This is a genomic window from Mesorhizobium sp. WSM4983 (assembly GCF_029625765.1).
Lineage (GTDB): Bacteria > Pseudomonadota > Alphaproteobacteria > Rhizobiales > Rhizobiaceae > Mesorhizobium.
The window spans coordinates 1-305 of record NZ_JARTVM010000041.1 but is presented as its reverse complement, the minus strand read 5'-3'; the positions used below and the strand labels follow the sequence as shown (position 1 = coordinate 305).

Below are 305 nucleotides of genomic sequence, written 5' to 3'. Positions count from 1 at the left end.
CATGACCGACAACGGCTCCTGCTACAGATCAAAGGCCTTCGCCAAGGCCTGCCGCGATCTCGGCCTCAAGCACGTCACGACAAGACCCTATACGCCCAAGACCAATGGCAAGGCCGAGCGCTTCATCCAGACAGCACTGCGCGAATGGGCCTACGCCATTGCCTATCCGACATCCGATCATCGTGCCGCCGAACTGCCTGTCTGGCTGCACAGATACAATTGGCATCGTCCACATGGCAGCCTAAAGTCAAAAACGCCTATCAGTCGCCTCGCCCTGATCGAGGACAACCTGTTGAAGCTCCACA

Annotated in this window: 1 protein-coding gene; it reads left to right on the top strand. The window is 57.7% G+C overall.

Annotation, left to right across the window (positions count from 1 at the left end; translation table 11 throughout):
- Window positions 1-305: integrase core domain-containing protein (locus P9254_RS28860; protein WP_278052575.1), on the top strand; the 305-nt coding region annotated here is incomplete at both ends.